At 68.9% G+C, this 25,376-nt stretch carries 28 protein-coding genes and 1 tRNA gene; 8 read left to right on the forward strand and 21 right to left on the reverse strand.

What is annotated here, in order from left to right; all coding sequences use genetic code 11:
• Positions 1–19: 19 nt before the first annotated feature.
• Positions 20–1,534, reverse strand: coding sequence for a leucyl aminopeptidase (locus VGV60_10510; GenBank protein HEV8701690.1), 1,515 nt, complete (start codon positions 1,532–1,534; stop codon positions 20–22).
• The gene (dxs, locus tag VGV60_10515) at positions 1,531–3,510 is read right to left on the reverse strand and encodes a 1-deoxy-D-xylulose-5-phosphate synthase (protein ID HEV8701691.1); all 1,980 of its coding nucleotides are present in this window, start codon (positions 3,508–3,510) and stop codon (positions 1,531–1,533) included. Before dxs ends, VGV60_10510 begins: the two co-directional genes overlap by 4 nt.
• Before the next feature lie 152 nt (positions 3,511–3,662).
• Between dxs and VGV60_10520 the strand changes: the two genes are divergently transcribed.
• Entirely contained in the window at positions 3,663–4,337 is a 675-nt protein-coding gene (locus VGV60_10520; GenBank protein HEV8701692.1) for a rhomboid family intramembrane serine protease, read from the forward strand.
• Positions 4,338–4,410: 73 nt separating this feature from the next.
• On the opposite strand, the gene VGV60_10525 is transcribed toward VGV60_10520, so the two are convergent.
• The 4 genes from VGV60_10525 to VGV60_10540 form a co-directional block, all read right to left on the reverse strand.
• Positions 4,411–5,091, reverse strand: a complete 681-nt coding sequence (locus VGV60_10525) for an AAA family ATPase (GenBank protein HEV8701693.1) — start codon at positions 5,089–5,091, stop codon at positions 4,411–4,413.
• Positions 5,015–5,929: a hypothetical protein gene (locus tag VGV60_10530; GenBank protein ID HEV8701694.1), complete on the reverse strand. Its 915-nt coding sequence runs from the start codon at positions 5,927–5,929 to the stop codon at positions 5,015–5,017. Before VGV60_10530 ends, VGV60_10525 begins: the two co-directional genes overlap by 77 nt.
• Positions 5,930–6,013: 84 nt before the next feature.
• Positions 6,014–7,051 (reverse strand): hypothetical protein, encoded by a 1,038-nt coding sequence (locus tag VGV60_10535; GenBank protein HEV8701695.1) that lies wholly within the window; start codon positions 7,049–7,051, stop codon positions 6,014–6,016.
• The gene (locus VGV60_10540; GenBank protein HEV8701696.1) at positions 7,044–7,280 is read right to left on the reverse strand and encodes a DUF2007 domain-containing protein; all 237 of its coding nucleotides are present in this window, start codon (positions 7,278–7,280) and stop codon (positions 7,044–7,046) included. Before VGV60_10540 ends, VGV60_10535 begins: the two co-directional genes overlap by 8 nt.
• Positions 7,281–7,451: 171 nt before the next feature.
• On the opposite strand from VGV60_10540, the gene VGV60_10545 reads away from it, so the two are divergent.
• Complete coding sequence (locus tag VGV60_10545) at positions 7,452–9,734, forward strand: tetratricopeptide repeat protein (GenBank protein HEV8701697.1); 2,283 nt, start codon at positions 7,452–7,454, stop codon at positions 9,732–9,734.
• A gap of 11 nt (positions 9,735–9,745) precedes the next feature.
• Here VGV60_10545 and VGV60_10550 read toward each other — a convergent pair whose 3' ends face one another.
• The 5 genes from VGV60_10550 to VGV60_10570 are packed head-to-tail and all read right to left on the reverse strand — an operon-like array spanning position 9,746 to position 13,120.
• Positions 9,746–10,681 (reverse strand): hypothetical protein, encoded by a 936-nt coding sequence (locus VGV60_10550; protein HEV8701698.1) that lies wholly within the window; start codon positions 10,679–10,681, stop codon positions 9,746–9,748.
• Positions 10,671–11,531, reverse strand: a complete 861-nt coding sequence (locus VGV60_10555) for a hypothetical protein (protein HEV8701699.1) — start codon at positions 11,529–11,531, stop codon at positions 10,671–10,673. The genes VGV60_10550 and VGV60_10555 overlap by 11 nt, the downstream gene beginning before the upstream one ends.
• The gene (locus VGV60_10560; GenBank protein ID HEV8701700.1) at positions 11,531–12,139 is read right to left on the reverse strand and encodes an RNA polymerase sigma factor; all 609 of its coding nucleotides are present in this window, start codon (positions 12,137–12,139) and stop codon (positions 11,531–11,533) included. Before VGV60_10560 ends, VGV60_10555 begins: the two co-directional genes overlap by 1 nt.
• Positions 12,140–12,184: 45 nt before the next feature.
• Positions 12,185–12,940 (reverse strand): response regulator, encoded by a 756-nt coding sequence (locus VGV60_10565; GenBank protein HEV8701701.1) that lies wholly within the window; start codon positions 12,938–12,940, stop codon positions 12,185–12,187.
• A complete protein-coding gene (locus VGV60_10570; protein HEV8701702.1) occupies positions 12,941–13,120 on the reverse strand; it encodes a hypothetical protein in 180 nt (59 codons plus the stop codon). It lies immediately after the preceding gene.
• Between the two features lie 103 nt (positions 13,121–13,223).
• On the opposite strand from VGV60_10570, the gene VGV60_10575 reads away from it, so the two are divergent.
• Positions 13,224–14,459: an NAD(P)/FAD-dependent oxidoreductase gene (locus VGV60_10575; protein ID HEV8701703.1), complete on the forward strand. Its 1,236-nt coding sequence runs from the start codon at positions 13,224–13,226 to the stop codon at positions 14,457–14,459.
• Here the strand turns inward: VGV60_10575 and VGV60_10580 are convergent.
• The 4 genes from VGV60_10580 to VGV60_10595 form a co-directional block, all read right to left on the reverse strand.
• Positions 14,422–14,667 (reverse strand): hypothetical protein, encoded by a 246-nt coding sequence (locus VGV60_10580; GenBank protein ID HEV8701704.1) that lies wholly within the window; start codon positions 14,665–14,667, stop codon positions 14,422–14,424. The genes VGV60_10575 and VGV60_10580 overlap by 38 nt on opposite strands.
• Positions 14,664–15,071, reverse strand: a complete 408-nt coding sequence (locus VGV60_10585; GenBank protein HEV8701705.1) for a polymer-forming cytoskeletal protein — start codon at positions 15,069–15,071, stop codon at positions 14,664–14,666. The genes VGV60_10580 and VGV60_10585 overlap by 4 nt, the downstream gene beginning before the upstream one ends.
• A gap of 47 nt (positions 15,072–15,118) precedes the next feature.
• The gene (locus VGV60_10590; GenBank protein HEV8701706.1) at positions 15,119–15,460 is read right to left on the reverse strand and encodes a YigZ family protein; all 342 of its coding nucleotides are present in this window, start codon (positions 15,458–15,460) and stop codon (positions 15,119–15,121) included.
• 328 nt (positions 15,461–15,788) lie between these two features.
• Positions 15,789–16,259, reverse strand: coding sequence for a type II secretion system protein GspG (locus VGV60_10595; protein ID HEV8701707.1), 471 nt, complete (start codon positions 16,257–16,259; stop codon positions 15,789–15,791).
• A 249-nt stretch (positions 16,260–16,508) separates the two neighbouring features.
• On the opposite strand from VGV60_10595, the gene VGV60_10600 reads away from it, so the two are divergent.
• The 5 genes from VGV60_10600 (at position 16,509) to VGV60_10620 (ending at position 20,672) form a co-directional block, all read left to right on the forward strand.
• Positions 16,509–16,583, forward strand: a tRNA-Thr gene (locus VGV60_10600).
• A gap of 42 nt (positions 16,584–16,625) precedes the next feature.
• Positions 16,626–18,566, forward strand: a complete 1,941-nt coding sequence (locus tag VGV60_10605) for a bifunctional homocysteine S-methyltransferase/methylenetetrahydrofolate reductase (GenBank protein ID HEV8701708.1) — start codon at positions 16,626–16,628, stop codon at positions 18,564–18,566.
• Positions 18,567–18,880: 314 nt separating this feature from the next.
• Positions 18,881–19,255, forward strand: coding sequence for an Ig-like domain-containing protein (locus VGV60_10610; protein HEV8701709.1), 375 nt, complete (start codon positions 18,881–18,883; stop codon positions 19,253–19,255).
• Positions 19,256–19,463: 208 nt separating this feature from the next.
• Positions 19,464–20,216, forward strand: a complete 753-nt coding sequence (locus VGV60_10615) for an SDR family oxidoreductase (protein HEV8701710.1) — start codon at positions 19,464–19,466, stop codon at positions 20,214–20,216.
• Between the two features lie 39 nt (positions 20,217–20,255).
• Positions 20,256–20,672, forward strand: coding sequence for a GFA family protein (locus VGV60_10620; GenBank protein ID HEV8701711.1), 417 nt, complete (start codon positions 20,256–20,258; stop codon positions 20,670–20,672).
• A gap of 18 nt (positions 20,673–20,690) precedes the next feature.
• Here the strand turns inward: VGV60_10620 and VGV60_10625 are convergent, their stop codons facing one another.
• The 6 genes from VGV60_10625 to VGV60_10650 all read right to left on the reverse strand — a co-directional run.
• A complete protein-coding gene (locus VGV60_10625) occupies positions 20,691–20,924 on the reverse strand; it encodes a hypothetical protein (GenBank protein ID HEV8701712.1) in 234 nt (77 codons plus the stop codon).
• 224 nt (positions 20,925–21,148) lie between these two features.
• Complete coding sequence (locus VGV60_10630; GenBank protein HEV8701713.1) at positions 21,149–21,349, reverse strand: hypothetical protein; 201 nt, start codon at positions 21,347–21,349, stop codon at positions 21,149–21,151.
• A gap of 45 nt (positions 21,350–21,394) precedes the next feature.
• Complete coding sequence (locus tag VGV60_10635) at positions 21,395–22,153, reverse strand: hypothetical protein (protein HEV8701714.1); 759 nt, start codon at positions 22,151–22,153, stop codon at positions 21,395–21,397.
• A gap of 234 nt (positions 22,154–22,387) precedes the next feature.
• The gene (locus VGV60_10640) at positions 22,388–22,699 is read right to left on the reverse strand and encodes an STAS domain-containing protein (protein HEV8701715.1); all 312 of its coding nucleotides are present in this window, start codon (positions 22,697–22,699) and stop codon (positions 22,388–22,390) included.
• 247 nt (positions 22,700–22,946) lie between these two features.
• On the reverse strand, positions 22,947–25,106 hold the full coding sequence (locus tag VGV60_10645; GenBank protein HEV8701716.1) for a sigma 54-interacting transcriptional regulator: 2,160 nt from the start codon (positions 25,104–25,106) through the stop codon (positions 22,947–22,949).
• A 109-nt stretch (positions 25,107–25,215) separates the two neighbouring features.
• The coding region (locus tag VGV60_10650) for a DNA-binding protein (GenBank protein ID HEV8701717.1) at positions 25,216–25,376 on the reverse strand (161 nt) is incomplete at its 5' end.

Consider the following 25,376-nt stretch of genomic DNA (forward strand, 5'->3'; position numbering starts at 1 on the left):
GACCCGGCGGCGAGCGGCCTCAGGCCGCGAGGTCCATGAGGTAGCGGATGAGAGTGCGCACGCCCGCGCCCGACCCGCCCTTCTTCATGTACGAGTAGTCCTTGTCGCCGAAGGCCGGTCCCGCGATGTCCAGGTGCGCCCAGCGCAAACCGCTGCGCACGAACTCGCTCAGGAAGAGGGCCGCCGTGATGGCGCCGCCGTAGCGGATCCCCGTGTTCTTGATGTCGGCGATGTCGCTCCGGATGTGCTCGGCGTACTCTCGATACAGGGGAAGCGGCCACATCGCCTCGCCGGCCCTGCCCGCGGCGGCCAGGATGTCGTCCACCATCTCGCGATCGTTGCCGAACACGCCTGCCGCCATCGGCCCCAGCGCCACCACGCAGGCCCCGGTCAGGGTCGCCAGGTCGATCGCTTGGTCCAGATCCTTGAGGGTCGAGGCGTACGACAGCGCATCGGCCAGGACCAGCCGGCCCTCGGCGTCGGTGTTGCGCACCTCCACCGTCTTGCCGTTCATGATGCGCAGGATGTCGCCGGGACGGATGGCGCCGCCGCCCGGCATGTTCTCCGCCATCCCCATGAGTCCGACGACCTCGGTTCGCGGCGCCAGGCCGGGAAGGGTCTTCAGTGTCGCCAGGACGGCGGCGGAGCCGGCCATGTCGCACTTCATCGTCTCCATCCCCTCCGACGTCTTGAGCGACAGCCCGCCCGAGTCGAAGGTGAGCCCCTTGCCGATCAGAGCGACCTTGCGCACCGGGCGCTCCTCCGGGTGGTACTCGAGCTGGATCAGGCGGGGCGGATGCCTCGACCCCTGGCCGACACCGAGGATCCCCCCCATGCCCATGCGGCGGAGCTCGTCCGGCTCGAACACCTTGATGCCGATCTTCTCCTCCTCGGCCACCTGCCGGGCGATCTCGACCATGCGCTCCGGCGGCAGCTCCCCGGCCGGCTCGTTGACCAGGTCGCGCGCGAAGTTGGTGGCGCCGGCGGTGGTCTCGCCCAGGCTGATCCCGTCGGCGACGTCCCGCGGGGACGCGTCCCCGACGGCCACCACGACCTCCCGCAGATGCTTGCGGCCGGCACGCGGCTCGGAACGATGGCGATCGAAGCGATAGGTGCCGAGAAGCACGGCCTCGGCGAGGGCCACGGCCGCCTCCCGGACCGGGAACTGCGAGGCGCCCGCCTGCAGAAACGGCAGGGCCACGCTCGTCGCACCCAGCCGGTCGCACTCGACCAGGGCATCTCCCAGGTAGCGGCGCAATCGCTCGAGAGTCAGCTCGCCGCGATCACCGAGGCCGAGCAGGAGGTACCGCCTGCTCTTGAGGCCGTCCGCCGGGGAGGCGTGCCACAGGAGATGCCGGCCGGCGCGCCCCTCGAACCGGTCTCCCTTGGCGATTTCCACCAGCCGCTGGGCCAGGGTCCGGTCGACCGGCCCCGGCAGCTCCGGGTCTCCCTTGAACTTGCAGACGATGGCGACGTCGGCCGCCAGGCCCGCGAGATCTCCCTTCTTCGCCTCGATCCGGATGGCGGCGCTCACGCCCGTCCCTTCACGAAGGCACGCACCCGGGCGGCGAGCGCCGCGGGCGACAGGCCCACCTCGTCGAGCAGCTGCGCCATGGAGCCGTGGGTCACGAACCGGTCCGGGAGACCGATGTGGTGCAGGGCGCCCACGGCCAGGCCGCTCTCGGAGAAGAACTCGTGCACGGCGTCCCCGAACCCTCCGCGCAGGGTGTTCTCCTCGATGGTGATCAGGACCGGGCAGCGGCCGGCGAGCTCGCGCAGCATGTCGCCGTCGAGAGGCTTCACGAACCGGCAGTTGACGACCGCCACATCGAGCCCCTCCGGCAGCAGGAGGGCGCGCGCCTGTTCCGCGGCCTCGACCATCGAGCCGACGGCCAGGAGGCTGGCGTCCCGGCCCTCGTGCAGCATCTCCCAGGTGCCGATCGGAATCGTGCGGAACGGCCGGTCCGGCGTGAACGTGCGGCTGCTGCGCTTGGGATAGCGGATGGCGAACGGGTAGACCTCCTGGTCGACCGCCGTTTTCAGGAGGTCGCACAGCTCGTCCCCGTGCCGGGGCGCCGCGATGACGAAGTTCGGCACGGCGCGCAGGTACGACAGATCGAACACGCCATGGTGCGTCGGACCGTCCGCCCCCACCAGGCCGGCCCGGTCCAGGCAGAAGGTCACGGGGAGGCATTGCACACCCACGTCGTGGATGATCTGGTCGTAGGCCCGCTGCAGAAAGGTCGAGTAGATCGCCGCCACCGGGCGCAGCCCGGAGATCGCCAGGCCGGCGGAGAAGGTCACTCCGTAGGCCTCGGCGATGCCGACGTCGAAGAACTTCGACGGGTGCTTCTCCATGAACTTCACCAGCCCGGTTCCGTCGGCCATCGCCGCCGTGATGGCCACGATCTTGTCGTTCTCCGAAGCCAGTCGGGACATCGCCTCCCCGAACACCTTGCAATAGTCCGGCGCCGCCGCCTTGCCCGCGGCCGCCAGGGCCCCCGAGGCCGGGTCGAACGCCGTGACACCGTGATAGACGCACGAGTTGGCCTCGGCGTACGGCAGCCCCTTCCCCTTCTTGGTGATCACGTGCAGGAGGCGGGGACCCTTGACCGCCTTGAGGTTGGTCAGAACCGCGATCAGCTCCGGGAGATTGTGCCCGTCGATCGGCCCGTAGTACTGGAAGCCCAGCGCCTGGAACAGCCCGCCCGGGACGACCACCTCCTTGAGGGATCGCTCCATCCTCCTGGCCAGCTCCCCGGCCGGCACGCCGAGGGGCACCTTCTTCAGGATGTCCCGCACCTCCTCCTTGAGGCGGTTGTAGTACTTGCTCGAGGTGATGCTCGTCAGGTACTTGGAGATCGCCCCGACGTTCGGGGAGATCGACATTTCGTTGTCGTTCAGGATCACCAGGATGTCGCGCCCCGAATGGCCGGCGTTGTTGAGCCCCTCGTACGCCAGCCCTCCGGTCATCGCGCCGTCCCCGGTCACGGTGATCACCTGGTAGTCCTCTCCCACCTGGTCGCGGGCGACGGCCATCCCCATGGCGGCGGCGATCGACGTGCTGGCATGCGCCACGCCGAAGGCGTCGTAGGCCGATTCCGCCGGGCTGACGAATCCCGAGAGCCCCTGGTATTGCCGGATGGTGGGCAGCCGGTCCCGCCGGCCGGTGAGCACCTTGTGCCCGTACGCCTGGTGCCCGACGTCCCAGACGATCTTGTCGCGCGGCGCGTCGAAGCAGTAGTGCAGCGCCACCGTCAGCTCGACCGCCCCGAGACTGGGAGCGAGGTGCCCCCCGGTCTTGGACACCACGTCGACGACATACTGCCGCAGCTCCGAAGCCAGCTGCTCGAGCTCGCGGCCCGAGAGGCGCTTCAGATCCTCCGGCGACTTGATGAGACTCAGGATCGCCGAGGTGCCGGGCCGGGGCTCGACCCCTGCACGGGAGTCCTCGACCGGCCCTCCGTGGATCGCCGGAACCTGCATCTTGTCGCTCAACGCCTCGGCCATGGCGCTCTCCGCTCCGGGAAGGTCGTTAGGGAATCCAGGGAAGTCGCTGGCTGCTCAGCAACATGGGCGCTCATCATAGACCCCGGCGGCGAGGGGGTCAAGAACGCCGTCCGGATGCCGTGCTATAGTGCCGCCCCCGACGGAGCGCCGCGGTGATCCCGCTCAAGGACGACAATCCCACCCGCATCACCCCGTTCGTGACGGTCTCCCTGATCCTGCTGAACGTGGCCGTCTTCATCTGGGAGATGACGCTGCCCCCCGAGGGGTACAAGTCTCTCGTCCGGACGATGGGAGTCACGCCGTACTCGCTGACCCACCTGCCCCTGGAAGCGGAGCCGCTCCTGCAAGGCGGCCGGTCGCTGTTCACCGCCATGTTCCTGCACGGCAGCATTGCTCATGCGGCCTTCAACATGCTCTACCTGTGGATTTTCGGGAACAACGTGGAGGACGTGATGGGACACGGCCGCTTCATCCTCTTCTATCTGGCGTGCGGCCTCATCGCCTCGTTCACGCAGGTCGCGGCCTCCCCTCTCTCGGAGGTGCCGATGATCGGGGCGAGCGGCGCCGTCTCGGGAATCCTGGGGGCCTACCTGGTCCTGTTCCCGTCCGCACGCGTGATGACCCTGGTCTTCCTGGTGTTCTTCATCCGCGTCGTGCCCCTTCCCGCGGTCATCTTGCTCGGCTTCTGGTTCCTGCTCCAGGTCCTGGACATCGGGCCGCTGTCATCCGGCGGCGTGGCGGTCCTGGCGCACATCGGCGGGTTCGTGTCGGGCGCCCTGCTCATCGCCGCCTTCCGGCGCCGCCGGCCGCGGGAGAGCCTCTTCTAGAGACCCGGGCCCGCGGTGAGGCCGGAGCGCCACAGGACGTTCGGGACGATCTGACGGACCACCCCTGCCCCGGTCACCGGCGATGCTTCCGTCCCGAGCGGGGATCCGCATCGAGGACGCCCGCGAGAGCCCGGCGCGTCCTCTCGTGCAGGTCCTCGATCGTCCCGTCGTTGTTGATCACCCGGTCGGCCAGGGCGAGCGTCGCCAGGAGCTGCTGGCCCGCCTCGGTCGTCGAATTCTCGCGGCTCTCCTTTCGGGCGAACTCCTCGAGGGTGGCGCCGTCGCCGAGGCGCCCGCGCAGGATGGAACGCTGGAACCTGAGGGCTTGGGGGGCATCGATGCCGAGGAGCACGAATCGCGGCAGCGTCCGAAGGACCTCCACTTCCCCCGGGTTGCGAATCGAATCGACCGCGGCCCGCCGCCGCAGGCGGGGCAGGATCCGACGCGCCAGCGCCCCCGGGCCCCCCTCGATCCGGAGCTCGACGCCGACCCGGATGAGCGAGTCGCGGCTGTGATCGAGGCCGCGGCGGGTGGCCTCGTCGCGCACCACATCGGAGAGGGACTGCACCGCGAATCCGCGGGCGGCGAGGAACTTCGCCACCTCCCCCTTGCCCGAAGCGTTGGGACCTGTCAGGCCGATGACCAGGAGGGGAGGAGTGGCCCTGCTTGTGGAGGTTCTAGCTCGCGCCGCCGCCGGAGTCTTCCGGTGTTTCGCCCTGGGCCGGCGGGGGCGTTTCCGGCTCTGACGTTTCATTCTCGGGGTCGGCCGGCGGTGGCGACTCGGTCTCCGGCTCCGTAGCGGCCGGTGGATCCTCCTCCGCAGGCGGAGAGGGATTCGGAGGCGGAGCCTGGGGATGGGCCGGCTGCTGCCCCTGCCCCGGTGGCTGATTCTGGGCCGGCGCTGCTGTAGTCGGTGGCATGTAGCGGTTCACGTCGGGCGGTCGTCCTGTCCCCCGCCCCTGCATGCCGGGACGGCCGGCGAACCGGCGACCCGCTGGATTGAGGTTCGGCCGTGCCGCGTTGTTCCCCCTGAACGCGGCGGTACCCCCCATTGCCGGTCCGGCGTTCGCGGGCGGAACCGGGCGCTGGAAGCCCGGAGGTGGTACCGCCCCTCCCGGGAGATTGAGGGGTTGGAGGCCGGCCATTCCCTTGCCTGGCGCCTCGGTCGGCCGACCCCCCATCCCGGGCCCGGGCACCGTGGGCGCCGCGAGGGGCTGGTTGGCGGGCATGCCGTTGATACGCCCATCGCTCGTGATGAAGGGCTGCGCTGCGGCGGGTGCCGGGACAGCCGCCGGCGCCGGGGCCGGCGAAGCCTGCAGCGCCACCGGCGGCGCGGCCTGCGGCACGACCGGTGGCGCGGCCGGCGTCGAGAGGACGTACTCCTCGATCCGCGCGATTTGGTCGGTGGGCACTCCCATCTTCCCCCCGCCGTCCATCTCGAGAACGGTGAACTTGTCCCCCTTCTCGACGCTCTTGACCATGATCGCCTTGCCATTGATGAAATAGACGACCTGGTCGGCGCACAGGGGCGACGCAAGGCTGAACGCCAAGGCCGCTGCGAGAAGAATGGGATTGATCCGGACCGTACGCATCGAGTCGGACCCCTTTTGTGGGCAACTCCAAGTGCATCAGAAGTCTACGACGACTTCGGCACCGTGGCAAGGAGAAATGCTGTTTTACGATTCCGTGACCCGGACCCCTTCCCGGGAGTAATGGAAGTCGATCACCCGCGCTCCGTCCCGGGCCACCCTCTGGATCACCGCTTCGCGCCGTCCCCGCTTGACCCACAGGACGACACAGCCGCCCCCGCCGGCCCCGCACACCTTGCCGGCGATCGCCCCTTCCCCTACCGCCACCCGGATCATCCGGTCGATGGCGTCGGTGGTCACCAGGGGGGACATCTCCCGGCGCGCCGTCCATTCCTCGCCGAGCGCCTCCGCCGCGGCATCCCAGTCCCGGGCGAGCAGGGCTCGCCGCATGTGGCGGGTCGCCTCCAGGATCCGCTCCAGCGCCCGGTGCACCCGGGAGTCGCCGTCGAGGTGCCGCTTCAGCATGTCCCAGTTCGACAGGCCGGAGGAGCGGGACACGCCGGTGAACACCAGGACGGTCCTCTGCCGCAACTCCTCGAGGTCGACCCCGAGCGCCTCCACCCGTGTCCCCTCGACCGTGTAGTGCAGGGCGAGAACTCCGCCGTGCAATGCCGGGTGGTAGTCCTGCTCTCCCGTCGGGATGCGCAGGACCTGCGTCTCGATCATCCGCGTGAGGGCCAGCCGGCCGGCCGGATCGAGACCGCGGCGGGTGTACCGATCGAGCGCCGTGGAGAGCGCGATGCCGAGAGTGGAGGAGCCCCCCAGACCGGAGCCTGCGGGCGCCTGGCAGTCGGTGGTGATCCGGCAGGAGATCCCGTCGCCCCCGGCCGCCCCGCGCAGGAAGTGGGCCGCAAGGCGCATCGGAAACTCCAGCTCCGCGGGGGCCTGGCGCACGGAGTCCAGCAGGCGCGCCACGGAATCGAATCGCGTCTGGCGGCCGCGATCCACCGAGACCAGGTCGATCCCGGGGCCGCGTGTCGTCTCGACGCGGGCGCGGGCGAATTGATCGATCGCGGCATTGACCGTGACGGGATCGTCGTGGAGAAGGTACAGCGGCCACAGGTCGATGGTGCCGCCCGCCAGGTCGATGCGGGTCGGGGCGAGGGCCTCCACGTTCTCAGGCATCGATGCGACCGGTGCGCGAGCGATGGCCCGCCAGGATGTCCTGCGCCTCGTCCTCGGCCTCCCGCGGGACCAGGATGCGCGTCTCACCCAGGCCGTTCACGGTGAACGGGTAGAGCGTATGGCTGATGTCGGTCGCCAGGCTGACGGGAATCCCGTATTCTTCGAGGATTCCCTTGATCAGCTGCGCTTCGAGATCGCTCCAGGTTCGGTAGATGATGGCGGAGATCACGGCCGTCCTTTCGCTGGAATGATGATCATAGCCGCGCCCCGCGACCAGGGTCAACCGCGCGCGGTTGATGATCGTCCTGGCGTGTGCTAGGATGCCGCGTTTTGCGCGCGCCTGTCCCGGGATGTCCGCGTCCGGCGCGGCTTTCGTTTCGACCCCCGGTGGATCTCCCGCATGGCGCAGGGCCCCATCACCATCACGGCAGACCGGACGGCCGTAGGAATCCTGGCCGCGGTGTCGTTCCTGGTGCCGCTCGCCTTCGGGTCCAGCCTGGCGGATCCCTTCGCGTTTCCCAAGCGCGCCGTCATGGTGGCGGCGGCGGTCCTCCTTTCGGGCCTCGCCCTGGTCGGTCGGCCGGGGCCGGAACACGCCCGCGTATCGTCCCCCGCGATCCTGCTCACGCTCCTGTTCACCGGCTGTGCCCTGTTCACCTGCGCGACCGCCCTGAATCGTGGCCTGGCGCTCTGGGGCTTCCTCGACATCCTGGTCGGCGCTGGTCTCTTCGCGGCAACCGTCCGGTTCGTGCGCCAGCCGGAGAGCGCTCGCCTCATCTTCAGCGCGTTCCTGGCGTCCGGGGCGCTGGTCGGCCTCGCCTCTCTGACGCAGATCGCCGTCGCCGGAGCCGGGAGCGGCTGGCTGTCCGTCCTCCTGCCGCCCAATCGCGGCGGCGCCACGCTCGGCGATCCCGGACTGACCGCCCAGTTCCTGATCCTGGCTCTGCCGGTGGGGGTGGGGGCCGCGGCGCTGTCGTCGGGCGCGTGGCGGCTCGCGTGCGGCGCGCTGCTCGGCGTGGTCGCGACGGCCCTGGTGTTCGTAGGCCGGCCGGAAGGCTGGATTGTGGGAGGGGCGGCTCTGGGTCTCGTGGTCCTGGCGCGGATCGCGCGGGCCGCAGGGCGCGGCGGCCGCTGGTCCGATCTGGCCCCGGACCCGGCGGGGGAAAGCCTGCGATCCTTCCTGATCGCGATCATCGTGGTCCTGCTCGGGATCGCCCTGTCGCGCCTCACCATCCTGCAGCCGTCCGGAAAGCCGATCGAGCCTCTCGATGGCGTATCGCTGCTCACGCCGACGACCGGTGATCCGTTCGCCGACCGGCCCGCGTCCGTTTCCGGCACCCTGGCCCTCATCCAGAAGCATCCGCTCGGGGTCGGGGCGGGAAACTGGCGCCATGCCTTCCTGGAGGTCGCCTGGACGGCCGTCGCCCACTCCCCCTTCACTCTCAGCCATCAGGCGGTCCATGCGGGGAATTCGTTCCTGGAAATCGCGTCCGAGACCGGCCTCCTGGGAGGGCTCGCCTTCGCGCTTCTGGTCGCGCTGCTCCTTCTGCAGTCGCTGCGCGCGGGACTGCGGGCCGAGCCGCCGTGGGACGGCATCGCCTCCGCATCGTTCGCGCTCATCGGCTCCATGGCCGTGATGGCATTTTTCGGCGCGCCGTTCCAGGAGCCGGCGCCGTCCCTGATCTTCTGGATTGCGGCCGGCCTGACGCAGGTCGCGGGTCTTCAGATGGCCGTCGCGCCGGGCGGGGAAGCGCGTCTCATGCCGCGGGGACGTCCCCCTCGTCTCGTCGGCCCCCTCGGCCGTCCCGTCGCAAGCGCCATCGCGATCGTCTGGGGGATCTTCGCCCTCGGGCTCGGCTGGCTTGTGGTGGATCGGAGCCGCGCGTCCGCCCAGGCCCTCACCGGGCAGGGCGCGTACTACTCGGGACAGTACGAGGCCGCGCTCCATGCGTTCGGTCAGAGTGCCTGCCGCCGCTCCCCCGAACACCTGCCGCGTGCCCTCGCCGCCAGCGCCTATCTTCGACTCAGGTTTTACGACTCCGCGGTCCGCGAGTTCGATGAGACCCTGAAGCGATCACCGTACTTCGTCTCGGCCTTCCTGGGACGCGGCGCGGCGCGCGAGACGCAGGGGCTCTGGGACCAGGCCGACGCCGACTACCGCGCCGCCCTCCGGATCTGGCCTCGCAACCCCGAGATCCTCCTGGCCTCGGCGAGGCTGAACACCTCCCGGGGCCGGCTGGACGACGCGCTGGACAACTACCGCGAGGTGATCCAGGTCGATCCCGGGGCGGCGGAGACCTACTTCCGGATGGGAGAGATTTTCCTGCGTCGCAAGCAGCTGGACTCGGCGATCGAAGCCTTCCGCGTCTGCGGCATGAAGAACCCGAAATACCCCGGGATGCACATCAGGCTGGGTGACAGCTTCTTCCTGAACGGGCTGCATGAGGAAGCCCTGCGATACTACCAGGCCGCCGCCGGCATCGATGACAAGAGCGTCGAGGTGCGCCTGCGAATCGCCAACACCCTGCACGCCCTCGGGCGGCCCTGCGAAGCGCGGGAGCCCCTCGAGGCGGCCCGGGATCTGGAGACCGACGCCACCCGGCGCGGCACGATCCTGGAGCTGATCAAGAAGGTGGAATCGGACTGTCGCAAGCAGTCCCGAAAGCCGTCCGGGACGAAGTAGCCGCGGGCCCCCTACTCGATCCAGATCTCGATGTGGCTCTCCTCGCTGTCCACTTCCAGGAGCTTCCCCGCCCCGGCCTTCTCGATGGCCTGGAAAATGTCATCGAGATCGATCCCTTTCTGCCGGGCCTCCCGGCTGACGTCCTCCAGGTCCCCTTCGTCCAGGGCCTCGACCAGCATGCGGGCGAAGGCCACCGGCAGGTTGACCTTGAGGTCGTATCGCTTCTCGATCTTGTTGTAGACGGTCATCCGGACGAGCGAGGGCTCCTTGGCGACCGACGACTTGCTCCGGATCGGCGCCGGCGACGCCGCGGGACCGGGCGGTGCGACCTGGGGCACCTGCTTCGGGTCGATCTTCAGGATGGCGATCAGGATCTCGTTCCGGATCTCCGGCTCGGTCTGGCTGGCGTAGGCCTTTTTCAGGCAGGCCAGCGCCCGGGGACGCAGCGCCTCGTCGCCGGTGTCGGCGGCCCTGATGGCAGCCAGCGTCGACACGTAGGTCGAGGGATCGGCGAGCCCCTCCCGCAGGGCGGCGCTGCAGACGGACCGGGTGCCCGCGCGCGGGTGGCAGGCTGTCGAGAAGATCGACCCCCACGCCTCTTCCACCATCACCTTGTCCTGGGGGAAGCCGGCCACGAACCTGCGAAACGCCTCGAGTCCCTCCGCTTCGCGCCCCGGGATGCGGGTCAGCGCGCGCGCGCGGTAGAAGGACGCCCGGGAGGCCTGGGGTCCTGAGGGATGCTGCTTCAGGATCGCGTCGCACCCGCGCAGGACGGCCGGCCAGTCCTGATCGAAGACGTCCACCTTGACCTGGCGGAACAGATCCTCCTCCGTCGTGGCGGTCCCGATCGGGGCGGACGCCAGGGCGCACAGCACGGCCGAGGCGGCCATCCGGGCGCAGGCGGAGAGGCGGCCGCCGGAGCGGGCGGGCCGGGGTTCAGACCACATGGGTCTTCTCCTGGATCTCGCGTGTGAGGAGGTCGATCCGCAGCAGGATCTGGCGCTTCTCGATCTGCTCCCGCAGGTCGTGGAGCTGCCGCGCCGAGGCGCAGTCCTGGAGGGACGCCACCTGGATGAGGAGCGACTCGAGCTGCCCGACGAGGTCCGCCAGCCGGCGGTCACGCAGGGAATCGAGGTTCCCCTCGTGCAGGTTCTTGCGTCTCAGGAGCTCGCGCGATTTCTCCTTCTCGAAGCTGATGTCGAATTCCCCGTCCGCCCTGCGGCAGCGCGCCGGGGCCTGCACGAGGTTGAGCAGGAGCACCCGGCTGTCGGTCAGGTAGCGGGTCGCTCCCCGCCGAGCCAGGCGGGTCTCGATCATCGCGGCCGATTCGCGCACCGACTCGGCCGAGGGCGAGCCGCCGGTCTCCGAGGGGGACGGAACGCGCGCCGAGCCCGGCTCGCGACGGCCCGGCCAGCCGTAGACCAGGAGGGCTGCGACCATGGCGGCGGCCGCCAGGACCGCCCAGCGCGCCGCGGCCGGCACCAGGGTGGCGATGGGCCTTCGGGGGGCACCGGGCAGGGGGGCGGCGGACGGTCCTTCGATTCCGGCCGCCGCCGCGGCCCGGGCCCGCGCCACGGTCGCGCGGGCGAGACGATCCCAGTCGACCTCCGCCTCCATCGGGAAGACCGTCTCCGGGTCGGCCGCGTTGAGGGCCCGCCGCAGGGTCTCCCACTGCGAGGCGCACGGCGCGCAGGAGGACAGGTGCCTCAGGAGAGCCTCCCCGTCCTCGGCCGTCAGGGCCGCGTAGTACCTGAGAGGCATCGCCCGCCGGGCCCATCCGCAACCGAACGGCGCCATCACCGGACCTCCCCTTCCCGGGCCGGGTACTTGATGGGGGGATCGCACGTCCCGAGATAGTCGCGGATGGCCGCCGCGGCGCGGTGCAGGGACGATTTCACCGTTCCGAGCGCGCAGCCTCGCGCCGTGGCGATCTCCTCCAGCCGCATCTCCCCGAAGTGCCTCAGCATGAAGATCTCCCTCTGGTTCGTCGGAAGGCTGAAAATCGCCCGTTTCAGCGCCCGCCCCAGCTCGCGCCTCTCCTGGCGGGCCTCCTGCGGCTCGTCCCTGGAGACGAGATCCCGGGGCGCGCGATCGTCCGCGTCCCCCGGCGCCGCATCGAGGGACTCCGTCGGGCGGCTTCGCCTGTGCCTCAACAGATCGATGCAGTGGTTCGCCAGGATGCGGGCCGCCCACGTGAAGGGGTGGGCGGTCGGCCGAAAGGCGGCCCGGGCGACGTAAATCTTCACCAGCGCCTCCTGCACAGCGTCGAGCGAGTCTTCATGGTTCCTGAGATATCCGTACGCCAGGCGGTAGAGCCGCCTCTGATAGCGCCGGACGAGCGTCTCGAATGCGCCCTCCCGATCGTTCTTGACGTCGTCCATGAGGGCGAAGTCATCCTGCTCCACACCCCCCCTCCACATCGGATCCAACGGCCGGGACCCTCCCGGGGTTTACCGCCGCGAGGCGATAAATCTCTCGATGCAGTCGAGGGCCTCGGGACGCATGTCCAGGAAGCGCACGCCCACCCCGGGGAGCAGGCGCTCGCCCGGGACCGCTCGGACCACCCGCCGCACCTCCCCCTCGAGGTTCAGGCTCGTCGTGATCCGCGGCCCGCCGGATGCCGGCCGCATCGGCAGGTGCAGGGTCAGATGCAGGCGGACCCCGATCGCGAAGGGACGCGGGCTCTTGAGGAACAGCCCGTGCAGGCTCACGTCCCTCGTGTAGGCCGTATAGCTGCCCGACGGCGCCGAGAACTCGACCCGGCAGCTGACCGGGATGCGCCCCTCGTTCCGCTCCAGGAGCGGCACGAAGCGCCGCACCATCTCGAGGAAGGCCGGCGCGTCGAACGGCTTGATCAGCACCCCGTCGCACCCGGCCTGCCGGCATTCTTCCCGCCGTCCCTCGCCGGACACGATGACGACCGGAACGCCGCCGACCAGGGGGTCGGCCTTGAGGTGGCGGCAGGCCTCGATGCCGTCCATGCCGGGCATCGCCTCGTCGAGGAAGATCAGGTCCGGCCGATCCAGGCGGCAGACCTTGAGGGCCTGGGCGCCGGTGCGCGCCGTCAGGATGCGGCAGGTGGTCCTCTTGAGGTAGTTTTTCTGCAGCTCGATGAACGGCAGGACGTCGTCCACCAGGAGGATGCGGACGGTCCGGTCTTCGCCGGCCGCCTGCGGCGCTCCGCGCGGGGGCGCCGGGCGCGCCATTCACGCCCCCTTTCCGGAACGGCGCTCGAGGGCATAGCCGATCAGGAACAGCACGCTGCCGGCGAGAAGCCAGCCGAGCTCGGCGTTCATGTTCTGTTCCCCGAACCCGTACACCAGAAGCGCGACGCCCAGCGTCAGCATCGCGGCGACCTCGAGGATGCGTCCCAGGACGTAGGCCACGGCGTCACTATAAACGGAAGGGCCTGGGCCCCACAACGCGGGTCGGACGACCCCGCGCGGGACCAGGTCCGCTATCATCACGCGCGAGGAGAGGGCCGCGGGGATGAGAGGCACGGGCGATCTTCGGGTTGCGGTGATCGGCGGCGGCCCGGGCGGGGCCCGCTGCGCGCAGCGGCTGGCGGAGGCCGGGTGCGCGACGAGCCTGTTCGAGCCGCGCTCTCATTTCGAGAAGGCCTGCGGCGGGGGAATCCCCGCGCGCGGCATCGAGCGCTATCCCTACCTGCTCGATGCCCGCCTTCCCGGGAAGGAAGTCCATGAATGCCTCATCGTGGCTCCTTCGGGACGGGAGGCGCGCTTTCCCCTGCTCGATCCCCTGTACATGTTCAGCCGTGCCGACCTGCATGCGTTCATGCTGGATCGGGCGGTCGCCGCGGGGGCGCGCTGGATTCGGGCGCGCGCCCTGTCGTTCGACCGGGAGGGAGACACGTGGACGGTGCGCGCCCTGGCGCGGGGCGCTGAAGCGACCCGGGCCGGGGACCGGCCGGCCGACGCCCACGGCCCGTTCGACTTTCTGGTGGCGGCCGACGGAGCGGCGGGCAGCGCGCGCCGGAAACTCTCGCCCGGTGCGCACCAGGACAACGTGGCCCAGGGGATCGGGTATTACCTGCCGCAGATCTCCGAGGAATTCATCACCCTCAAGTTCTACGCCGGCCTCGAGGGGTATCTCTGGGTGTTTCCGCGTCCCGGCCATGCGTCGGCGGGCATCTGCGCTCCGCTGGGCTCGCTCCCCGCCGCGGAGCTCAGGAGCCTGATGGATGGCTTCCTGGCATCGCGCTACCCGGCAGGGATCCTGCAGCGTTCGGAGCGCTACTCCGCCCTCATCCCGGGCGCTCCCGGACGCGGCGACGGCGCGCCCGCGTGCGGCGACGGCTGGGCGGTCGTGGGGGACGCGGGGCGGTTCGTGGACCCCCTGACGCGCGAGGGGATCTACTACGCCATGGTGTCGGGGGACCTCCTCGCGGATGCGCTCATCGAACGACGACCGGAGCGCTACGCCTCGACCTGGTCGCGACGCTTCGCTCCCGAGCTCGCCCTCGCCGCGCGGCATGCCGGGCGCTTCTTCGACGCCCGGTTCCTCGAGACCCTGGTGTTCCTCGGCGGGAGCAGCCGCGCGATGGCGCGGGTCCTTTCGGACGTGATCGCCGGCCGGCAACCCTACCGGTCGCTGAAGCGGCGCCTCCTCCTGGCGGCCCCGATCATCGGAGTGGACCTGGTGGCGCGGGCGCTCTCGCCGCGCTCCCCTAGACTCGCTCGTGGCAGTCGAAGCACCGATCGTTGAGAGGGTGGTTCTTGCCGCGCGGGTTTTTTCCGGCCGGCCCGTGGCACTCCAGGCAGGCCGGCGGATCCAGGCTGCGGAGATGATCGGCGTCGGCGGGGATCCCGGGCTTGCGATGGCCGAGGGTGTAGAGGACCAGCAGGACGGACAGCCCGCCGGCCAGGATCAGAAAAACGATCAGCCGGGCGTTGCCGGCCTGCCTGCCGGTCACGGCCTCTCGAGCCGGCGCTTCTTGACGTTGGTGGAAATCTTCTCGGTGGCGAGGACCTTCCCCTGCAGGAACGACTCCTCGGCGATCGCCACGATCGAGGCGCGGATGTCGCCGCGCATGCGACCGGTCGGGCGGAGCTCGAACTTGCGCGCCACCACGACCTTTCCCTCGATCGAGCCCTCGACGATGAGGTTCTCGGCGGTGATGTCGCCGCGCACCGAGCCCTGCGGCTCGATGACGACCGAGCCGGACGTCAGGACGTTCCCCTCGACGCGCCCGCGCAGCCTGATGTTCTCGTCCGAGACGATTTCGCCGATCAGCGTGACGTCCCTGTCGATCAGGGTCGTGTCCTCGGCGTCGTCGCCGTGTCCCGCCGTCGGCCGCTGGTCCTTGAAGCTGGGCACGGAGATCCTCCAGGTGGCCGCGATGATAACAGTCGGCAGGGGCCGGATCAAACGAGGGCGGCCACCTCGAGGTCCCCTTTCGCCAAAGCCGACAGATCCTCCCGCAGGCGGTCGAGAGCGTCCGCGGGCACGGCCACCTCGAGAACGGCCCGGAGCGGATCGTCGTAGGCGGCCGCCTCGACCCGGCCTCCGCGGCGCGCCACCAGGTGGCGCGCCTGGCCGTCGAGGGCGTGGGGCACGCTCAGCCGCACACGACGGAGCCGCACCGCCGTTCCCGACGGCGCCGAGGCCAGCGCCAGGGACGCGGCGCCGCGGTAGGCGCGCGCCAGCCCTCCCTTGCCGAGCAGTGTGCCTCCGAAATAGCGCGTGACGACGACCACGGTGTCCATGAGCCCGGCGCGTCGGATCGCCTGCCCGATCGGCGGCCCACCCCGTGCCGGCCGGCTCGCCGGCGTCGTGAGAACGCGCCAGCGGCTCCGCTCCCGTCCCCTGGAGGACGAAGGCCCAGCAGTGGTGCGTCGCGTCCGGGAGCTCCTCGCGGACCGCCTCGATCCCGGCGCGGGCCGAGGCCTCGTCGCTCGCGGGGAAGGCGGTGGCGATGAAACGCGACCCCTCCACCCGCGTCTCCACACGATGCCTCGCTGTCAGAGTGCGCGATGCGGCGGGCAGGTGGCCTCCCCCGGCGCGAGCCGGCTGAGACCGGAGTCTATCAGGAGTCTAGGACTGGGTCCCTTCGGGCCACTGGTAGAACAGGCCCTGGGAGAACACGATGTCGCAGTTGAAGTTCTGGGTCATGCCCCCCGGACGCACACCGGCGACGCCGTCTTTCCCGTTGCTCGCCACGGTGTAGTTGTCCCCGGTCGCGGTCGTGCCGGCGTCCCAGGTGTTGTCCCAGCCGTCCTTGTCCGGCGGGGCCTTGATGAAGTAGGGATCGATGTGCGGTTTGAGGACCGCCCAGCTTCCGGTGGCCATGGGGTACTTGGCCGTGTCCGTGGCGTAGGCTTCGATGGCGACTCCGATCGATCGGACATCGGACATGGTCTTTTTCTGCTTGGCCTTGTCGAGAGAGTTCAGCAGGTTCGGCAGGGCGATCGCCGAGATGATCCCGATCACCGCGACCACCACCAGCAGCTCGATGAGCGTGAACCCGCCCCGCCCGTCTCCCGGAACCCCTCGTCCGCCTTGCATGGGATCGTCCTCCGACACCAGGAAAGGAGGGCAAAGCGGATGCCAGGACCGCGCCCCCTCCCCCTCCGGGTCCTTAACCCCCTGCATAACTTAGGGAAGAAGCCGCAAAGCGCAAGCGCGCGCCGGGATTGGAGGGTGACAATGGATGGCGGGGGCCCCCCGTCCGTGCCGCTCGGTGTCAAGTCGTGACTTGCATCACGGACGGGGCCCGCTTAAACTACCCGCTCTTCGCCGGAACGTCCATCGGGCGCCGACGTAGCTCAGTGGTAGAGCAACTGATTCGTAATCAGTAGGTCGCCGGTTCAACCCCGGCCGTCGGCTCCAGTTCCCTCCACGGAGCGCTCCCTGCCGCGGCGCGGGGTCGAGATGCCTCTTCCAGACACGCCCTTCCTCGAAGCGCTGAAGCGAGGTCCTTTGGTGTTCGACGGCGCGATGGGGACGCAGCTGTACGAGCGCGGCTACTTCATCACGCGGTCGTTCGACGAGGCCAACCTGGCGCGCCCCGACCTGGTGCTCGACATCCATCGGGACTACGTGGCGGCGGGGGCGCAGATCGTCGAGGCGAACACCTTCGGCGCCAACCGCGAGCTCCTCAGCCGCTACGGCGCCCAGGATCGCCTGCGCGACATCAACAGGGCGGGCGTGCGCCTCGCCCGGCAGGCGGCGGAGGGGCGGGCGTACGTCGCCGGGTCGGTGGGCCCAACCGGGCGGATGACCGGCGGGCTCAACGACGAGAGGCGCGAGGCCCTCGCCTCGATCTTCAAGGAGCAGATCGAAGCGCTTCTCGAGGAGGGGATCGACCTCCTCGTCCTGGAGACGTTCATCAGCGCCGCCGAGATGGAGTCCGCGCTCCAGGCGGCGCGCGCGCTGTACCAGGGGCCGATCGTGGCGCAGATGTCGTTCAGCGAGGACCGGCCGGCGATCGACGGCCTCTCGCCGGCCCTCATCGCCGACTTCCTGAACGACCGCGGCGCGGACGTCCTGGGGGTCAACTGCGCCGAGGGCCCCGCCTTCGTGTTCGAGGTGGCCCGCGAGATGCTCGGGCACGGCCGCCCCGTCAGCGCCCAGCCGAACGCCGGCCGCCCCCGGCGGCTCGACGAGAGGACCATCTACATGACGACGCCCGAGTACTTCGGCGTCTACGCGCGGCGGCTCTTCCAGAGCGGCCTGGCGCTCGTCGGCGGCTGCTGCGGGACGGGCCCGGAACACATCCGCCGGGTGGTCGACGCCGCCGCCATGCTGTCGGGTGGCCGGGTGAAGATCGAGGAGGCGAAGGCGGCCGTCAGGATGCCGGAGGTGAGCCGGCAGCCGCCGGTGCCCATGGACATGAAGTCCCCTCTCGGGGCGAAGCTGGGGCGCGTCTTCCGCGAGCGCATCGACCCCGCCGGGCCGCGCCTCCCGGTCTCGGGGCCCGAGTCGTTCGTCGTCTCGGTCGAGGTCAATCCCGATCCGGGGCTCGATCCCGCCCGGGCGCTCGCGGCCGCGGCGATGCTCAAGCGGGCCGGCGCCGACGTCGTCAACACCGCCGACGGGCCGCGCGCCGTGGCCCGGATGAGCAACCTGGCGCTGGGAGTCCAGATCCAGGAGAAGGCCGGGATCGACGTCATCCTGCACGTCTGCTGCCGCGACCGGAACCTGCTCGGGCTGCACTCCGATCTCATCGGGACCTGGGTGCTCGGCATCCGCAACCTGGTCATCATCACCGGCGATCCGCCGAAGATGGGAGACTTCCCGACCGCCACCGCCGTGTTCGACCTGGACTCGGTAGGCCTCCTGCGGCTGGCCGACCTGCTCAACTACGGCATCGACCCGTCCGGCAAGCCGATGCAGGGGCGGACGTCTTTTCTTCTCGCCTGCGGCGCCGAGCCGGCCGCGCACGACTACGACCGCGAGCTGCGGCGCCTGGAGGAGAAGAAGCGCGCCGGCGCCGAGTTCGTCATGACCCAGCCGGTGTACGACCCCGAGGTCCTGCGGCGGTTCCTGGCCGACACGCGCACGCTCGGCCTGCCGATCCTCGTCGGCATCTGCCCGCTGGCCAGCGCGCGCAACGCCGAGTTCCTGCACAACGAAGTCCCCGGAATGCAGATCCCCGCGCCAATCCGCACGCGAATGGCCAGGACCTCGACGCCCGAGGCGGGACGGCGCGAGGGAGTCCTCATCGCCCGCGAGATGATCGAGGGGGTGAAAGACGACGTCGTGGGGGCCTACCTGATGCCGCAGTTCGGACGCTACCGCTCGGCCGTGGAGGCGCTGGAAGGGGTCGGCTACCGGTTCGCCCCCGAGGACGCCGTGGACGCGCGCCCCTGACGGAGTTGTCCTTCACGCCGCCCTGTTCCATAGTCCCGAAGCCGACACCGATCCTTCCGAGAACCGATGCCGCGCGACGCTGCACCATGGTCCACGGGCTGGCCGCCACCTTCCTGCCGCAGAACCCGGCATCCTCCAGGCAACCGGAGGCGACAGGCCCTCCCGCAGGAAAGGAGACCTCATGAAGCGACACGGGGCTCGGCTGGCTTCGATCACGCTGGCTCTGCTGTGCGCCGCGCCCGCGGGCGCGATCGAGTGGAAGGGATTCGCGAAAAAAATACTCGCATACCCCGTGAGCTGGCGGGGATGGACCGATGCGGCCGCCATGGTCCCGTGGGACCATTTCACGCACCTGTCCTACTTCGCGCTGGCGGCGCAGCGCGCCGGGACGCACGATCACGCCGCACGCTCCGGTGGTGCAGAACCAGCAGTTCACGCTGGACTGCGGCTCGGCCGACTGCTTCCCGGGGACCCAGACGCCGCCCGCCGACCCCGATGGCGACGGGCTGATCCTGCAGTGGAACCTGGTGAGCGGCCCGACCAATCCCGGGCTCATGTTCACCGCCGGCAACGAGAAGACCTTCACGGCGACGGTGGGTAAAGCCGGGACCTACACGTTCCGCCTGACGGCCACCGACGGCATCGCCACGAGCACGGCCACCACGGTCCTCACCGTCACGAGGAGATAGACTTGCTGCCCGGACGACGTTGATTGCTATTGCGCAGGTGTTCGATTTCATGCAGCAGCGCCATGGCCGTGCGTCCCGGCGCGGCGCGCGGGAAACAAAGCACGCTCAGCGTGTTCCGCGATGAATCGACTCCTGCCACAGGACTGGCACGCGGCTTGAAACTGTCAGCCTCCGCGGCCGCTAAGGCCACAACCATAAGGAGACTTCGATGAGCGAGAGATTCAAGGACAGGGTCGCGGTGGTCACAGGCGGGAACAGTGGCATCGGGCTCGCCACGGCGCGAGCGTTCCTCCACGAGGGGGCCAGGGTGGCGATCACGGGACGAAACGACGCCACATTGAAGACGGCCCAGGAGGAGCTCGGGGCGGACGTCCTGGTGATCAAGGCCGATGCCTTTCGCATCCCGGAGATCGCCACCGCAATGGACCGGATCAAGGAGCGATTCGGCCGGATCGACGCCCTGTTCGTCAACGCCGGCATCGGAAAGTTCGTCCCGTTCGAGGAGGTGACCGAAGCGTTCTTCGACGAGACGATGGCGACCAACCTCAAGGGGGCGTTCTTCACCGTCCAGAAGGCGGTCCCCTTGATGACGCGCGGCTCCGCGGTCGTCCTGAACGCCTCGATCAACGCGCACCTGGGGATGCCGGGCTCTACCGTCTACGGGGCATCCAAGGCGGCGGTGGTCAACCTGGCGAAGACGCTCTCGGCCGACCTGCTGCCGCGCGGCGTGCGCGTCAACGTCGTCAGCCCGGGACCGGTGACGACTCCGATCTTCGAACGCATGGGATTGCCGGAGGACCAGACCCGGCAGCTCAAGCATCAAATCAGTGAGCGGGTTCCTCTGAAGCGCTTCGGCCAGCCGGACGAGATCGCCGCCGCGGTCCTCTACCTGGCTTCCAGCGAGTCCTCGTTCGTGGTAGGGACGGAGCTGGTGGTCGACGGAGGAATGATCCAACTGTAAGCCGCGTTCAGGTCAAACGCTCGAGAGGAGACCAGGACCATGCCCAAGCTTCCGCTGACCGGGGGCTGCCTGTGCGGCAGCGTCCGCTACGAGATCGCCCAGCCGCTCGTGATGGCCGGCTACTGCCACTGCACCCGCTGCCAGCGGCGCACAGGCACTGCGGCAGCAGCCTCGGCGCGCATCGCCCCCGGATCGCTGCGGATACTCTCGGGGCAGGAGCTGATCAAGGCCTGGCGCCCGCCGGACGGCTTCGCGAAGGTTTTCTGCTCGAATTGCGGTGGCGCCGTCTGGAGCCAGAGCCAGAAGGACCCGGAGGTGATCAGCGTTCGCCTGGGGACGTTCGACGCCGATCCGGGCATCCGGCCGTCGTACCGTCAGTACGTCGCCTACGCCGCGCCCTGGGAGCCGGTTCCGGACGACGGCCTGCCGCGCTTTCCCGAAGCGCGCAAGGTCTGAGGTCGCCCTCGCGATGTCCTAGGCGGTCCGACGTTCAAGGGCGGCGTGAATCAGGCGCCGATCGTCCCGGGACCGGTCCAGCCGCTCCGCCTGGAACAGGATGAGCGCGGCGAGTCGACGCGCCTCCTCGCGACTCAGATAGATGATATGAGGGTCGTGCCCCGCCGTCGCGGCAATCTTCAGCTCAACGGAAGAGCCCGCCGGATCGCGCTCCACCTGGACTTCCCTTGCGACTTCGTCTGTCAGTCTCATGCGGTGGCCCTCCTTGTCTGACCCGATCCGGCCGGGGTATGCGTTCTGGATCGCTTCCACGGTCGACACACCGTTCACGAATCGTGCCAACGGCTCCGGCGCACCGATCAGAGAGTTTGTGCCGAGGATCTCATCGAGACAGAGGTCGGATCGCGCGGGAAAGTGTCCGAAGTCGAACAGCCGCGTCTGAAAATGGGAAGGACGGGGCGCCGGCCGGATGAGACTCAGGGACAGGCTGGGGTGCCCGCCTCCAGAGGCCCCTCCTGCCGTCCCTGATACGTTCGCGCCCCGAGGTCGTTCGGAGGAGTCTTGCCGACCGACGTCCCGGCCCAGTAGGAGGCGTCGATGCATGTGGCCGCCGCGGCCAGGGCGAACGCGCACCCGACCGCGGCGGCAAGGGTCTTACTGGATCCAGTGAGCCGCATGGCGGGCCTCCCTTGGATCCTTCTATACGACGGATGGTCCCGGGTCTAGGGCAATGCCTGGGGTTCGGCGTAAATGAAGTCATCCATCACGGCCACGTCTCGAGCGGGCGTTTTCGGAATACGATTCCCGCTGGTAATCCGTACCAGAAAGACACGCTCGCCGGCGTCAAATCCTACTCCCAGAAACGAAAGGCTCCGGCGACTCGCGGGTCCTGGCAGAACATTTCGGCTGAAGAGCAGTACGCCATTGGCGTCGAAGAATTCGATCTTCGTTCCATCGCGGCGATTGACGTCGGTGAATACCGAGCCAAACCCGGCGACGGTCGCGCCGGTGGCGCTGCCGGGCACGAAGAAGAGCGTCTCCGTCGTATTGCTGTCCAAGGCGGTGAAGAGCCGCTGCGGGCTGAAGGTACTGAACAGCAGCGGGAAGGCGGGGTGGAGATTGCCAAAGAGAATCGGCGTGTTGGTCGGGTTGGCGCTGTCGGCGCTCACCTGAAAGCCCGCGCCGGGAGTGAAGAACACGGCGCCCCGCGGGGAATTGGCATTGAAAAAGTTGGCGGGGAGATTGTTCGGGGCCGAGAAAGCGTCCGGCACGCCATCCCAGTTGATTTCCCGGCGGCCACTGGGGAAGGAGCCGGCCACGTTGGGGTTAAGGGGGCCCAGAAAGGCCCGGAAGTCATCCACCACGACCTGGATATCGGCGGGCGTCGCCCCGGATGACTCGAAGACGACCGGAGCGGCCGAACTGACGGCCGGCCACGACAGAATGAGCGTGGTCAGTGCGAACAGGGCAAGTTTCTTCATTGTGTCCTCCTTAAGAACGTTGGGGGGTAGGGCGCCTGGGCATGACTACCGAGACACAACAGGGCGGCTTCCTGACCAGTGAGGTGAAGATCGCTCATGGGCGCGCCGGGAGCCCTATCCATCGACGCGCCAGTCAGCTCGGTGGCGTCGTCGACTCCCCGGACGTACACCCATGAGCGATGGGTCGCGGACGGAACCACGAACCGGTCGTCTCCGTCCGGCAGGTCGGTGACTCTAAAGGCGGCCATCGTCCACCCTGTCCGCCTCCAGCGTGACGGGGACGCCTGCTCCCTCGAGCACGCTCGCGACGGCCCCAGAAGGACAGAGGATCTCGGCCCCTGCTCGGCTGAGTCGCCGGAACACTTCGACACCCGCGAGGTCGACGAAGGTGACGCCGGCCAGATCAAGCATCACCTCGTCCCAGCCTCCGAGAAGTTCGGAGCATTCCTGCTCCAGCACGGTGGCCACTTCCGCGACGACGCGCCCCTCGAGACGCAAAATCGTCCCGGAGTCCGATCCCTCGATCTGGCTGATTCGCAATACCACGGCGACCTCCTTCTCTCCTCGACAGCGACACCTCCTATCGCACGCCCCGTGCCAGGCTCTCCACACTGCTCCCGCGGGGAACGCAAGACGCTGCGTGGAATCGATTTGGGAGCCCGGACGGCCTGCGATCCTGGTGAAGCGGGGCCGGGATTGAATGTCGACCTGTTGGGAGAATGCCGAAGGGATGGCAACGCTCGAGGTGCGCGGGGCGGCGGTTTGCGAGCCGCTCCCTGAGGCGTGGCCTCGATCAGGGACGGCGGAGAATGCCGAGCTTCTTCATGCGGGCTTCGAGGGTCGTTCGCTTGAGGCCGAGGATCTTGGCGGCGCCGCGCTCACCGCTGATCCGCCAACGGGTCTCCTCGAGAACTGCGACGATGTGCTGACGCTCGACATCCTCGAGGCTCCGCAGCTTCTGCTCTGGGTTCCGGCCGGGCGGCGCCGCCGCGATGTCCCCGAGCTCGAAACGGCCCTTGGGCGAGAGGATGACCGCCCGCTCGATGACGTTTTGAAGCTCGCGCACATTCCCGGGCCAGGCGTAGGCGCTCATCCGGTCCAACACGTCCGCGCTCAGTCTCCCAACGCGCTTCCCCATCTTCGAAGCGCAGAGCATGGCGAAATGCCGGGCCAGGTGAGGAATGTCCTTCGGCCGTTCCCTCAGGGGCGGGATGACGATCGGAAATACGTTGAGGCGATAGTAGAGGTCCGCCCGGAAGCGCTCGTCGCTCACGGCCTGCTGGAGGTCGCGATTCGTGGCCGCGATCAGCCGCACATCGACCTTCAGCGTCTGCGCCCCGCCGACCCGCTCGAACTCGCCCTCTTGCAATACGCGCAGGAGCTTCGCCTGCAGCTCCAGCGGAAGATCGCCGATCTCATCGAGGAAAAGCGTGCCCCCGTTGGCAAGCTCGAATCGGCCTATCTTGCGCGTGAGCGCGCCGGTGAACGCTCCCTTCTCGTGGCCGAAGATCTCGCTTTCGATCACCCCGCCCGGGAGGGCGGCGCAATTCACCTTCACCAGGATCTTGTCCTTTCGCCGGCTCAGAGCATGAATGGCGCGGACGATCAGCTCCTTTCCAGTGCCCGTCTCGCCGGTGACCAGAACCGTGGAATCGGTCCGGGCCACCTTGCGTACCTTCGCGAGCGCCCCGAGGATGGCCGGAGACTCGCCGACCACATCGCCGAACGCGGCCTCCGCCCGAACCTCCTCCTGGAGGTAAAGATTCTCCTCCTCGAGGCGCGCCTTGAGGGCGGCGATCTCCTCGTAAGCCAGCAAGTTTTCGATGGCGAGCGCCACCTGCTCGCCAATCGCTGCGAGCAGCGAGGCCTCCGGCTGGCCGTACCGACCGGGCACGCGGCTCCCCACGTTGAGCGTTCCGAGAATCCTCCTCTTGCTCGCCAGGGGGACCGAGACCGCGGAGCGGATCCCCTCCTTAAGCAGCGGACCGTGCTCGACGAATGGGGGCGCATCCTGCAGGTCCGTCGTGACGATGGGCTCGCGATGATCGAGGATCCAGCCCGCGCGGCTCTGCTGCCGGGGCCACTCGGTCCCAACCGGAATGATGGGAGGCGAGGGCTCGGGGCCCACCACGCCCAGCACCTTGAAGACGTCCTTGAGGGGATCGTGGAGGACGAGCGCAGCGCGGTCGAACGGGATCGCCCTCCTGAGCGACGTCGCAGTCGCGGAGAACAGGGATTCTCTGTCGAGACAAGTGACGATGGCGTTGTTGACTTCGAGCAGCACACGCAGGCGCTCCTCGGAGTCTCGCAGCTCACGAGTTCGGGATTCAACGAGCCCCTGTAGATTCGCGGTCAGGGATCGAAGCTCCCCGGACTGGCGCCTCAGCTCGATCTCGGAAATCGTGGAAGTCGCGAGGACCCGGAGAATTCCGATGTCCTCCTCCGTCCAGTCGTGAGGCTGTCCGTCCAGGACGCAAAACGACCCAAGGGCATGCCCTTCAGGGCTGATCAGCGGGATCCCCGCGTAGGCAATCAGCCCGAGCTCGGAGATGGCGGGGTTATGAACGAAATTTGGATCCAGCCGGGCGTCCGGCACGATGAGGGGTTCGCGCAACGCCACGGCGTGCTTGCAGAATGAGTGCGTCAAGGGAGTTTGTCGTAAAGACGCGAGAGGCTCGGACATGCCGCACTGACTCTTGAAGAACTGCCGATCGCTGTCCACCAGCGAAACGATCGCCACCGGCACTCGGAGCACGGCGGTTGCCAGGCGCGTCAGGCGGTCGAAAGCCTCCTCGGGCGGAGAATCGAGGAGCGAGGTGCGCCGCAACGCCTCGAGGCGGGCCTCGTTCTGGATGACCTCGAGGAGTTTGTCCTTCGGGCGGGGGAATTCATTCGACAAACTGTCGCGCGCGGGCGAGACCCGCGCAGGCAGGGGCATTTTCGGGTTTCTCACGACGAACGTCCGCGTCCTTTTGGCGTTTGGTGACGGTGATTGCTGCTGGTATTCTACTCGACGTCCCTGACGACGGCTCGATGATTTTCGAGAGCCCTCAAGAAGACTCCTACCGCTGATGCAATAGCTTGAAGGCGTGCGTCCAGTCGTTCCTCAGGAAGCCGGGGATGCACCAGAGGATGCAGAGCGGCTCGATGGCGCGCGCCGCTTCGGCCTTCCCCATGTCTTCGGTCTCCCAGCCGAACTGCTCGAGAATGCCGCGCACCGTGC

The sequence above is a fragment of the Candidatus Polarisedimenticolia bacterium genome, assembly GCA_036001465.1.
GTDB lineage: Bacteria > Acidobacteriota > Polarisedimenticolia > Gp22-AA2 > Gp22-AA2 > Gp22-AA3.

Excerpts from the sequence above, each read along its gene's own strand:
- VGV60_10595 (HEV8701707.1), bottom strand. The coding sequence starts at position 16,259 with ATGCAAGGCGGACGAGGGGTTCCGGGAGACGGGCGGGGCGGGTTCACG.
- VGV60_10535 (HEV8701695.1), bottom strand. The coding sequence starts at position 7,051 with ATGCCTGAGAACGTGGAGGCCCTCGCCCCGACCCGCATCGACCTGGCG.
- dxs (HEV8701691.1), bottom strand. The coding sequence starts at position 3,510 with ATGGCCGAGGCGTTGAGCGACAAGATGCAGGTTCCGGCGATCCACGGA.
- VGV60_10575 (HEV8701703.1), top strand. The coding sequence starts at position 13,224 with ATGAGAGGCACGGGCGATCTTCGGGTTGCGGTGATCGGCGGCGGCCCG.
- VGV60_10610 (HEV8701709.1), top strand. The coding sequence starts at position 18,881 with ATGCGGCCGCCATGGTCCCGTGGGACCATTTCACGCACCTGTCCTACT.
- VGV60_10605 (HEV8701708.1), top strand. The coding sequence starts at position 16,626 with ATGCCTCTTCCAGACACGCCCTTCCTCGAAGCGCTGAAGCGAGGTCCT.
- VGV60_10550 (HEV8701698.1), bottom strand. The coding sequence starts at position 10,681 with ATGTGGTCTGAACCCCGGCCCGCCCGCTCCGGCGGCCGCCTCTCCGCC.
- VGV60_10565 (HEV8701701.1), bottom strand. The coding sequence starts at position 12,940 with ATGGCGCGCCCGGCGCCCCCGCGCGGAGCGCCGCAGGCGGCCGGCGAA.
- VGV60_10590 (HEV8701706.1), bottom strand. The coding sequence starts at position 15,460 with ATGGACACCGTGGTCGTCGTCACGCGCTATTTCGGAGGCACACTGCTC.
- VGV60_10615 (HEV8701710.1), top strand. The coding sequence starts at position 19,464 with ATGAGCGAGAGATTCAAGGACAGGGTCGCGGTGGTCACAGGCGGGAAC.
- VGV60_10635 (HEV8701714.1), bottom strand. The coding sequence starts at position 22,153 with ATGAAGAAACTTGCCCTGTTCGCACTGACCACGCTCATTCTGTCGTGG.
- VGV60_10555 (HEV8701699.1), bottom strand. The coding sequence starts at position 11,531 with ATGGCGCCGTTCGGTTGCGGATGGGCCCGGCGGGCGATGCCTCTCAGG.
- VGV60_10545 (HEV8701697.1), top strand. The coding sequence starts at position 7,452 with ATGGCGCAGGGCCCCATCACCATCACGGCAGACCGGACGGCCGTAGGA.
- VGV60_10530 (HEV8701694.1), bottom strand. The coding sequence starts at position 5,929 with ATGCGTACGGTCCGGATCAATCCCATTCTTCTCGCAGCGGCCTTGGCG.
- VGV60_10620 (HEV8701711.1), top strand. The coding sequence starts at position 20,256 with ATGCCCAAGCTTCCGCTGACCGGGGGCTGCCTGTGCGGCAGCGTCCGC.
- VGV60_10525 (HEV8701693.1), bottom strand. The coding sequence starts at position 5,091 with ATGAAACGTCAGAGCCGGAAACGCCCCCGCCGGCCCAGGGCGAAACAC.
- VGV60_10630 (HEV8701713.1), bottom strand. The coding sequence starts at position 21,349 with ATGCGGCTCACTGGATCCAGTAAGACCCTTGCCGCCGCGGTCGGGTGC.
- VGV60_10625 (HEV8701712.1), bottom strand. The coding sequence starts at position 20,924 with ATGAGACTGACAGACGAAGTCGCAAGGGAAGTCCAGGTGGAGCGCGAT.